Origin of the sequence: Anaerotignum sp. (genome assembly GCF_017483025.1) — a bacterium.
GTDB lineage: Bacteria > Bacillota > Clostridia > Lachnospirales > Anaerotignaceae > Anaerotignum_A.
Genome location: NZ_JAFUMA010000048.1, coordinates 1 through 9,971 on the forward strand (window position 1 = coordinate 1; position 9,971 = coordinate 9,971).

At 46.4% G+C, this 9,971-nt stretch carries 12 protein-coding genes; 3 read left to right on the forward strand and 9 right to left on the reverse strand.

The window, feature by feature from the left end:
* The coding region (locus IJ369_RS10940) for a DbpA RNA binding domain-containing protein (protein ID WP_290716356.1) at positions 1–179 on the forward strand (179 nt) is incomplete at its 5' end.
* A gap of 34 nt (positions 180–213) precedes the next feature.
* On the opposite strand, the gene IJ369_RS04170 is transcribed toward IJ369_RS10940, so the two are convergent.
* The 5 genes from IJ369_RS04170 to IJ369_RS04190 are packed head-to-tail and all read right to left on the reverse strand — an operon-like array spanning position 214 to position 5,403.
* On the reverse strand, positions 214–1,248 hold the full coding sequence (locus IJ369_RS04170; protein WP_290716330.1) for a hypothetical protein: 1,035 nt from the start codon (positions 1,246–1,248) through the stop codon (positions 214–216).
* Between the two features lie 2 nt (positions 1,249–1,250).
* Positions 1,251–2,849, reverse strand: coding sequence for an MBOAT family O-acyltransferase (locus tag IJ369_RS04175; RefSeq protein WP_290716332.1), 1,599 nt, complete (start codon positions 2,847–2,849; stop codon positions 1,251–1,253).
* 18 nt (positions 2,850–2,867) lie between these two features.
* Positions 2,868–3,095: an acyl carrier protein gene (locus IJ369_RS04180; RefSeq protein ID WP_290716335.1), complete on the reverse strand. Its 228-nt coding sequence runs from the start codon at positions 3,093–3,095 to the stop codon at positions 2,868–2,870.
* A gap of 24 nt (positions 3,096–3,119) precedes the next feature.
* Entirely contained in the window at positions 3,120–3,902 is a 783-nt protein-coding gene (locus tag IJ369_RS04185) for a GNAT family N-acetyltransferase (protein ID WP_290716337.1), read from the reverse strand.
* Entirely contained in the window at positions 3,877–5,403 is a 1,527-nt protein-coding gene (locus IJ369_RS04190; protein WP_290716340.1) for an amino acid adenylation domain-containing protein, read from the reverse strand. Before IJ369_RS04190 ends, IJ369_RS04185 begins: the two co-directional genes overlap by 26 nt.
* 368 nt (positions 5,404–5,771) lie before the next feature.
* Between IJ369_RS04190 and IJ369_RS04195 the strand changes: the two genes are divergently transcribed.
* Positions 5,772–6,251 (forward strand): YbaK/EbsC family protein, encoded by a 480-nt coding sequence (locus IJ369_RS04195; RefSeq protein ID WP_290716341.1) that lies wholly within the window; start codon positions 5,772–5,774, stop codon positions 6,249–6,251.
* Between the two features lie 55 nt (positions 6,252–6,306).
* Positions 6,307–6,753: an RrF2 family transcriptional regulator gene (locus IJ369_RS04200; protein WP_290716343.1), complete on the forward strand. Its 447-nt coding sequence runs from the start codon at positions 6,307–6,309 to the stop codon at positions 6,751–6,753.
* Between the two features lie 48 nt (positions 6,754–6,801).
* Here IJ369_RS04200 and IJ369_RS04205 read toward each other — a convergent pair whose 3' ends face one another.
* From IJ369_RS04205 to hisA, 4 genes are read right to left on the reverse strand one after another with little or no spacing between them, the layout of a single operon-like run.
* On the reverse strand, positions 6,802–7,635 hold the full coding sequence (locus tag IJ369_RS04205; RefSeq protein ID WP_290716345.1) for a histidinol-phosphatase: 834 nt from the start codon (positions 7,633–7,635) through the stop codon (positions 6,802–6,804).
* Positions 7,632–8,282: a bifunctional phosphoribosyl-AMP cyclohydrolase/phosphoribosyl-ATP diphosphatase HisIE gene (hisIE, locus tag IJ369_RS04210; RefSeq protein WP_290716347.1), complete on the reverse strand. Its 651-nt coding sequence runs from the start codon at positions 8,280–8,282 to the stop codon at positions 7,632–7,634. Before hisIE ends, IJ369_RS04205 begins: the two co-directional genes overlap by 4 nt.
* 16 nt (positions 8,283–8,298) lie before the next feature.
* On the reverse strand, positions 8,299–9,057 hold the full coding sequence (hisF, locus tag IJ369_RS04215) for an imidazole glycerol phosphate synthase subunit HisF (RefSeq protein WP_290716350.1): 759 nt from the start codon (positions 9,055–9,057) through the stop codon (positions 8,299–8,301).
* 23 nt (positions 9,058–9,080) lie between these two features.
* Positions 9,081–9,782, reverse strand: coding sequence for a 1-(5-phosphoribosyl)-5-[(5-phosphoribosylamino)methylideneamino]imidazole-4-carboxamide isomerase (gene hisA / locus IJ369_RS04220; protein ID WP_290716353.1), 702 nt, complete (start codon positions 9,780–9,782; stop codon positions 9,081–9,083).
* Positions 9,783–9,971: the final 189 nt, after the last annotated feature.

The window sequence follows — 9,971 nt, forward strand, 5'->3', positions numbered from 1 at the left end:
ACGAAGCAGGTGTTCCCGGTAAAACTCTGGGTGCTATCGATCTGTATGATGATTATACTTTCGTGGATGTTCCCAGCGAATTCGTGCGTGACGTGCTGCACGGCATGAAAAATGCGAAGATCAAAAATAAAAAAGTGCATATCGAAATTGCAAAAAAAGAGAAGAATCATAAAAGATAAAATAAAAAAGCAGACCGAAAGGTCTGCTTTTTTATTACAATCCAGTTTTTTCTTTATACAATGCTAAATCCGCATTCCAGCTTTCGCTGATGGCCGGATCATTTCTATGGTCAGGCAGGTCATAGGTTGCATCCAGCCAGTCACCCAGCCAGTCGGAAACCTTGATAACACCTGTCAGGTTCATATGCCCCTGATCGTAATAATCCACAGCGGGGTCTAAGCCCAGCTGGCTTCTGTATTCCTCACGGTCAAGGTCGAGGTATACTGCGCCGTTTGCATTTGCAAATTCTTCCACAGCCACGCTTTGCTCATATGTCCATGCCATCTTAGGCAAGTGCAGCAGAACCACAGGAATGTACTTTTCGTTGCAAAGGGCGATGGATTTTTCGATATAGCTCTGGGCATCTTCATTGAAAGCAGGTGCCGCTTCACCTGTGGGAATCATAAAATTCTCAGGATATTCCTGAGGAGAAATGTCTCTCAGATACACATTCCCCTTCTTGAAGGAATGTTCCAGCAGAGGTTCAGGCTCGTCCTCCGCCAGGTTGATTTCTTTCCAACGGTCGTGGTAGCGCATCAGAGGGAAAGCATAGGACAGCATGGACTGTCTTTCATCCGCCGCTGTGACCTCACGGATGATATCCAGTTTGTATTTGGACATCTTCATACCATCCAAACCACGACGCAAGTCCCCTTCTCTTTCCGCATAATCATAGTCCAGGAAAATATTATCGCAGAGAAGAACGACCAGTTCAGGGCTCTGGTATTTCAGAGATTCTGCTAATAAGCCGTAGGATACCGCAGGTGCCTGCAGAGCGGATGCACGAACATAACCTGTAAAACCATGCTCATCCCACATCACCATGGGGGAAACACCCCTGAGGAGGGGGCTGCTGCCTACATAAAGCACGTCAATGGTATCCTCGGGTTCGCTGTAGAAAGCATGGATCTCGTTGGATTCATCATCGTGGCGCATCAACAGGTTCGTTGCATTGGAAAACAGCATAGAAAAAACCACTACAAATGCTACGCATCTTACCATAATTTTCAAACACTCTTTCTTATTCATACTTAGAACCCCCTGTAAATAAAGTCGGCGGCGTCATAGTTGAGGCCATAAACGCCAAAAAGGATCAGGGAGAACACCGCACCCAGATAAACCACCCAGCGGAAGTAAAGATTCTGCTTCGCCAGAGTTTCTCTTACCTTGATGCCGCTTTCCTGCATCAGGCTGACACAAAGCAGCACCAGACAGGACAGGAACAATACCCACAGGTCTTTTACATCCAGACCCATGGTCAGAAGACCGCCGCCCCAGATGGGGGTCATATCCCACTCTGTAAACATGGAGACGATCATATTTTTTGCTGCGCTAACGCCGGGGGCACGGGTGATGATCTTACCGATGCAGACCAGAATCAGGGTGCGCAGCACCTGGAACAGTCTCCAGCTGAAGCATTCCGTACGGATATCCAGTTTTTTGATGAGGTTCTGCAAAGGCTGTTCAAACAGGATACCCAGAACGATGAGGGTACCGTTATAACAACCAAAGGCGATATATTTCCATTCTGCCCCATGCCAGATACCGATGAGGAAGAAAATGATGAACTGGGGAATCAGCACTGGAATCAATTTACCCACATAATTGCCCAGGATCTTTCTGCATTTTTTGCCCAGTCGCATAAAGAATTTGGACAGGGACAAAGGATAGAACACATAATCACGGAACCATGCACCCAATGTCATGTGCCATCTGCGCCAGTAATCGGGGATGGATGTAGCCAAATAAGGTCGTTCGAAGTTCTTATCCAAAGTCACGCCGAAAATCTGGGCTGCACCGGTGGCGATATCGATACCGCCGGAGAAATCGCCGTAAATCTGGATGGCGTAAACCAACGCCGCTACGGCTACATAAGTACCGCCGAAGGTTTCAGGGAAACCAAAAGCATTATCTACTAAAATCGCCGCTCTGTCCGCAATAACCATTTTCTTAAAAGCACCCCACAACATCAGCTGTACGCCAAATTTGATTCGGGTATAGGAAAATTCATTGGGACGGAAGAGCTGCTCCGCCAGTGTGCCAAAACGGGAAATAGGCCCCTGTACGATCTGGGGGAAGAAAGAGATGAACAGTGCCAGTTTGAAGAAGTTTCTCTCAGGCTCCTGCTTTTCTCTGTATACGTCGATGAGATAGCCCATGGACTGGAAGGTATAGAAGGAAATGCCCAAAGGCAGCAGGAATTCGAACACAGGCAGTTCCGCACCGATGCCAATTTTTGCAAACAGCGTATTCAGGTTGCTTGTTACAAAGCCGGAATATTTCAGAACAGCCAGAATACCGAAGTTAAACAGCACCGTCGGGATAAGGATGCGTTTCTTTTTCTTGGTAAATTCCGCTTTCCAAGCCTTTTTGCCCTCTTTATCCAATTCGGCTTTTGCCTCGTTGAAGGCGATTTTATTTTTTGCCGCCATATCGCCGATCTTCACCGTTGCCAGATAAGTCGTTATCGTCGTTGCCAGCAGGTAGATGAATATCTTCCCGCCGGAAATAAAATAAAAAACATAGTTAGCAACAAAAAGCGTTACCCATCGGCAACGCTTCGGTGTCAGGAAATATGCTGCGGCAGCCAGTACAAGAAAAACGATAAATCGAAATGATGTAAATGCCATACCGCTCTAAACTCCTTCTTAATCTTCCTGCAGTTTCTGAACCAGAGCCCAGATAGCTTCTACAGAATTGAAGTTTTCGGGAACGATATCATCAGCGCCGATTTCGATGTCGTATTCATCGCACAGTTCGCCGACCAGAGAAACGATATCGAAGGAATCCAGCTCGCCGCTGTCTACCAGTTCTGTGTTTTCTTCAAAATCTACGTCAGGTCTCAGTTCTGCCAGAATTTTCAATAATGCTTCCATATCTCTTTTCCTTTCTTCTCTCTCTTATTTTTTCAACAACACCGGTGCGATTCTGCCGTCCGGCAGGAAGCCCAGTTTTTCATACATTTTCAATGCAGGGGGATTATCCTCCCTGACCCAAAGTTGGAATTTCGCAACTTCTTCTCTTTCCAGAAAAACCCAGTCACGTACCAGCGAATTGCCGATGCCCTTGCCGCGCCCTTCGGGAGAAACGACGATCTGCCAGAGGACAGACACCTTCTTTTCCCTGCCGAAGCGCAGAAATCCAATAAGTTTTTCATATTCTCTGACAGCGATGACACGGTTTTCTGCCAAATCTTTTTTCAGCGTTTCCAGATCAGGTAATGCGGAGGTATAAGGCTCAAAAGCCTGCTCCATCATGCCGAGGATTTCTTCTGCTTCTTCCACTTTTGCAAAAGAAACTTCTCTTTGTTCCGTTTCTGTTTTCTTTGCAGAAAGGAACAGTCTCTTTCTCTGGAGATAGTTTTCGAAGCCGATGGCTTCCCATTCTCCTGAATCGGGAGGATTTTTCGCCAACGCTACCTGTTCCAGAACAAGGGGCTTGTCCATTTCAGGGATTTCGATGGGGCTTGCTTCTTTCTCCATGAAGAAATAGAAATCTATCTGATCTTCCTTCTCATGAAACAGATAGCATCCGCCATCAAATTCCAGTTTTGAAATCTGCTCTAATTCCGGTAGAAATTCCTCCGCAGAGGCGTAAAAATTTGTCCGCATCCCTTTGGAAAGGTACTGGGCAATTTGATCCGCCCATTGTATTCCATCAGGAATTTTTTCCATCGTTATCATAATACTCCTTCAAAGCCAATCTGTCTATCTTTCCATTCAAAGTCTGGGGCATTTTTTCCAATTTCATCATCAGATTGGGGAACATATACTTGGGAACCTTATCACGCAGTTTTTTCAGGATATAGGCCTGTGTAGCTTCTTCCCCACCGCAGTAGAAGAGCAGGATGCGCTGTGTTTCATTATCGTAGAGGCATACGCCCGTGTTGATGGCATCAATAGAGTTGATAGCTGTTTCGATCTCGCCCAGTTCGATGCGGTGTCCCATATGTTTGATCTGATGATCTTTTCTCGCCAGGAAAATGATTTCCCCACGTTCATTATATTTCGCAATATCCCCTGTTTTATAAATTTTTTCGGGATAATAAGGATTCAAAGGATTCTGGATAAAAGCTTCCGCTGTTTTTTCAGGGTTGTTGTAATATCCCAGTGCCAGACATCTGCCACGGACGCAAAGCTCGCCGCTTTCGCCCTCTTCCGCCAGTCTGTCGCCATTGAGGATGAATACGTCTGTGTTACGACAGCCATAGCCGATGGGCAGTGGTTCATCGTCGGCAAATTCACGGTCTACGATATAGTATGTGCAGTCCACAGTGGTTTCTGTCGGGCCGTATATGTTTGCAAACATAGCATTAGGATATTTCGCCCTCCACATATTAAACTGCTTTGTAGGCATGGCTTCGCCACAGAACATGATTTTTTTCAGATAGGAAGGCTGAAAATTTTCCAGCGCACCAGTATTTACGACGATGCCCAATGCAGAAGGTACCCAGTCGATATAGTTGATTTTCTTTGCTTCCAGATGTTCCAGCAACTTTTTAGGGAAGGAGAACAGCATTTTGGGGATGATCTCCATCTGCGCCCCTGTTTTCAGCACTGCATAGATATCCTTTACGGAAGAGTCAAAATAAAACGGAGCCTGATTGCCGATGATTTCTTTGTCTGTGATGTCAAAGGCTTCTGTATACCATTCTGTCAGGTTCACAACTGCCTGATGGCTGATAACAACGCCCTTGGGCACGCCTGTGGAACCGGATGTGAACAGGGCATACAGAGGGTCTGTATCGATAGCACGGAGACGAATTTTTTTCAGGATTTCTTCGTCAATTTCCGTTTCCAGAATTTCTTCCAGAATGACGATTTCCCCTTCGTAACCAAGGCTGTCTGCCACCTTTTTGCTCTTTTCATCGATGAGAAGCACCTGAGGTTTCAGTGTGTTCAGGATAGAAAGCACACGTTCTTTGGGCATAGTCACATCGATAGGTGTATAGAAATTGCCGCTGTAGACCGCGCCCATGAAGGCCGCTACGGAAACAGGCGTTTTCTGCATCATCACCGCCACAGGGCAGTTCTTCCCGCCGAAACGGGTCAGATATGTGCCAATACGCTTTGCAGTTTCTTCCAAGCCTGCGAAGGTGATATCCCCTTCTGTCCCGGAAAATGCGATTTTATCAGGCAGTCTTTCTGCCGTCTTTTCCAGATATTCCAGTATATTTCGAATCATAAAAAAACTTCCTTAATTTCATTTTATTTAAGCCATTTTTGAGTATAGCATCAACGCTCTTCCCCGTCAAGAAAGAGAAAAGCCTTCTTATACGGGGATATAAGAAGACTTCTTCATGGTTGTATCATCATTGCTCTGTCTCTCGCATGGTTAGAATTTTCTTTAAGACTTTGCATATTGATACCAATATTATTGAAGTATTATATCATATTTCAGCTATAAAAACAATCTTTATTTCTTCCGATAGATTTCCCATGCATTTTCCTTGCATAATTCCTACTTTTCTGATATGCTGAATAAAAATATTAAATTTTCGGGAGATGAGACCCTCGAAATATGCAAAGGAAACAAAAGGAGAGGTATACCCAATGTCTATCGAAAAAGTACGTGCATATCTGAAAGATATGAACTGCCCCAAAGACCCCATCGAATTTGCTCAGTCCAGCGCAACAGTAGAACTGGCTGCGGAAGCCGCAGGCGTCATCCCTGCCCGCATCACAAAAACCCTGTGCCTGATGAGCAAGGAAGGCCCTATCGTCATTTGCGTTGCCGGCGATACAAAAATCGACAACCGCAAATTCAAAGACACTTTCGGCCTGAAAGCCAAAATGCTTTCCGCAGAGGAAACATTGGAAGCAACTGGACATGCTGTTGGCGGCGTTTGCCCCTTTGCCCTTCCCGAAGGCACAAAGGCTTATGCTGATATCTCCATGCAGCGTTTCGAAACTGTATTCCCCGCAGCAGGTAGCAGTAATTCTGCCATCGAACTGACCTGCGATGAACTCTATCAGTACGGCAAATGCGTCGAATGGGTGGATATCTGCAAAGGCTGGCAGGAAAACGAATGATAATCGAACCCACTAACAGCACCAATTGGTGTTTTGAAAATAGCGAGGTGACTTTATGAAAATTTCAACAAGAGGCCGCTACGGCATCCGCCTGATGCTGGCATTGGCTTTAAACTACGACAAAGGCACGATCCCCCTGAAAGCGATCGCAAAGGATCAGGGGATCTCTGAAAAATATCTGGAACAGATCATCAACCCTTTGACAAAATCTGGGTTGGTAAAAAGTTTCCGCGGAGCTCAGGGCGGCTATACCCTGACAAATCCCCCTGAACAGACCACTGTAGGGGAAGTGCTGCGTGTGCTGGAAGGCTCCCTTTCCCCTGTGGATTGTGTAGACCATCCCAACTGTGCTAATTACGACCATTGTGTTTCCCTGTCTATCTGGAAAAAGATGAAGGATGCACTGGATGAAGTGGTTGACGGCATCACTCTGGCAGATATGGCAAAAGAATATGCCGAAAAGAACCCCGAAGCAGCTGAATCTATGCGCTGTGAAGGTTAATTAACAGGTTTAAAAAAGCGATACAACAAATGTTGTATCGCTTTTTTATCATAAAACAAAGTCGTCCCAACCATCTTTCGTCAGAATCTTCACCGTTTTAAAACCGATTTCCTTCGCCGCCTGCGCTACTTCCGCAAACCGGAAGCCCAGAGACTTCCCATCGTGGCTGTCGCTGGAAAGCAGGATCTGGCCATTTCTTTCTTTCAAGTCTTTCAAAAGTTGGATGGAAGGGTATGCTTCTGTACGAAGTCCGCGGTACATGCCGCCTGTGTTGATCTCGAAGGGGCATCCCGTTTCGATGAGGGCATCTATAGCCGTCAAGGCTGCATCACGGTATCGTTTATCCATGGGGTCGAAGTATTTATTGCCTTCATTGAATTTCGTCACCAAATCAAAATGCCCGATAAATGTAGCGTTGGTCTTTGCCACCACTTCCGCTTCCTGTTCAAAGAAACGCTTCGTCAGAGCGTAAGGATCACCACCGAAACCTTCTCTGATGGCTGTTTCCAAAACTTCAGGAGATTCATCCACACAGTAATACATGCCATCCTTTTCCGCATAGTGGACAGAACCGATCACGTAATCGAAGCCTTCTGTAGAAGCAGAAGAACAGAAATCCTGTTCCACGCCGCAGAGGATTTCAATTTTATCCTTGTATTTTTCCGCCATGGCGCGCACTTCCGCCTGATAATTGGGTATCTCCGCAGACTTCATGCACCATACCTCCTGGTCCTCCGGGCGAAAATCATTGAAACAGTGACCGGAAAAGCCCAGGCGCACGAAATCTTTGGCGATTGCCGCCTGAATCATGCTTTCCACACTTTCCTTCCCATCGCAGTAGGTGGTATGGGTATGATAATTCATTTTTGGAAATTTGATCATTTTGTCATCTTCTCCTGTTTTACCTTGTGGTCAATAACATGTCTGCTTGCCAGTTCTTTGCGTACATCTTCCAGAGAAATCCCCTGTTCCACCATCATTACCATTACATGATAAGCAAGATCCGCGATTTCATAGATGGTTTCCGCTCTGTCCTCCGCTTTGGATGCAATGATGACTTCTGTACATTCCTCACCGATCTTTTTCAGAATCTTATCGATGCCTTTTTCAAACAGGTATGTAGTATAGGAGCCTTCTGGCTTGTTTACTTTTCTGCCTACCAGCATTTCATACAGACCGTCCACAGAGAACTGATTGTATACGGGGTTCACATATACAAGGTCATTGAAACAGGATTCTGTGCCCAGATGGCAGGCAGGGCCTTCCTTCACCACTTCCACCGTCAGAGCATCTCTGTCACAGTCTGCCACAATGGAAACGATGTGCTGCACATTGCCGCTGGTATCGCCTTTTCTCCACAATTCCTGTCTGGAACGGGACCAGAAGCAGGTTCTGCCTTCTTCCATACTGATCTGCAGGCTTTCTTTGTTCATATAAGCCACAGTCAGCACCTTTTTGCTGTAGGTATCTACAACGACAGCGGGGATGAGACCCCTTTCGTCGAATTTCAAGTCGTCTATATTAAGCATTAGTCATACTCCTTTATTATCGTCTAACGATGATGTTGTTCTCGGCAAGCGTATCTTTCAGGTCGGAAATCTTTACTTCCCCAAAATGGAAGATAGAAGCCGCCAGGCCTGCGTCAATATCAGGAATTTCGTTGAACAGTGTCACGAAATCCTCGATACAGCCCGCACCGCCAGAAGCGATAACAGGAACGTTCACCAGTGCGCAAACCTGCTTCAGCAGTTCGATATCGAAGCCCTGTTTCACACCATCTGTATCGATACTATTTACCACAACTTCACCAGCGCCCATATCCACACAGCGTTTGATCCATTCCAGCGCCTCCATGCCTGTGTTTTCTCTGCCGCCCTTGGCAAATACCATAAATTTGCCATCCACGCGTTTGACATCCACAGAAAGCACCACACACTGGTCGCCATATTTCTTTGCCGCTTCTTCGATCAGCTGGGGATTACGGATGGCGCCGCTGTTCACGCTGACTTTATCCGCGCCACATTTCAGCACACGGTCAAAATCATCCAGCGTATTGATGCCGCCGCCCACAGTCAGAGGAATGAAGATATTCTGGGCCACTTCTGTCAGGATATCTGTAAAGAGGGCTCTGCCTTCCGCAGATGCAGTGATATCGTAAAATACCAACTCATCCGCGCCACAGTCACTGTAATATTTACCCAGTTCCACAGGAGAGGAAACATCAGAAAGGCCCTCGAATTTCACGCCTTTTACCACCCTGCCGTCCTTTACGTCCAGACAGGGAATGATTCTTTTTGTGATCATGCGTTATTTCCTCCCTTCGTCAGCTACACAGCGGCTTTCAGGTCGATGTTGCCTGTGTAAAGGGCTTTGCCCAGAATAGCACCGTACATGCCCATATCCGCCAGTTTTTTCACATCATCCAATGTAGTCACGCCGCCGCTGGCAACGATATCCACGGAGAATTTTTCAGAAAGTTCTTTATACAGTTCCAGATTTGTGCCGGAAAGCAGACCATCCTTGGAAATATCTGTACAGATGATTGTTTTCACGCCGATCTTCTGCAGTTTTTCGCAGAAATCGAAACAGCTTTCCTGAGATACTTCTGTCCAGCCTTTGATGGCAACCATGCCATCCTTGATATCTACGCCAACGGCAATTTTTTCGCCGTATTTCTGCACCATTTCTTCTAAGAATAAAGGGTTCTGTACCGCCGCTGTACCCAGAATGACACGGAACACGCCGGCATCCAGATATTTTTTGATGACTTCTTCCGAACGGATGCCGCCGCCCACTTCTACCAGCAGGCCGCCCTTTTCCACGATATTTTTAATAGTTTCCAGATTGGGCGTACCACCGTCTTTGGCGCCTTCCAGGTCTACCACATGCAGGTATTTCGCCCCTGCCGCCGCAAAGGAACGGGCAACCTCCGCAGGGTTATCACTATAAACGGTTTTCTGTGCATAATCGCCCTTTACCAGACGCACCGCACAGCCGCCGATCAAGTCAATTGCAGGAAATAATTCCATTCTATTGCCGCCCCCTTTACAATTCACAAAATGCTTTCAGAATTTTCAGACCAACTTCGCCGCTCTTTTCAGGGTGGAACTGAGTGCCGTATACATTGCCAGATTCTACAGATGCAGTCAGTTCTGCGCCGTATTCCGCTCTGGAGGAAACAAATTCGTCACAGTCCACACCAGCATAGGAGTGTACGA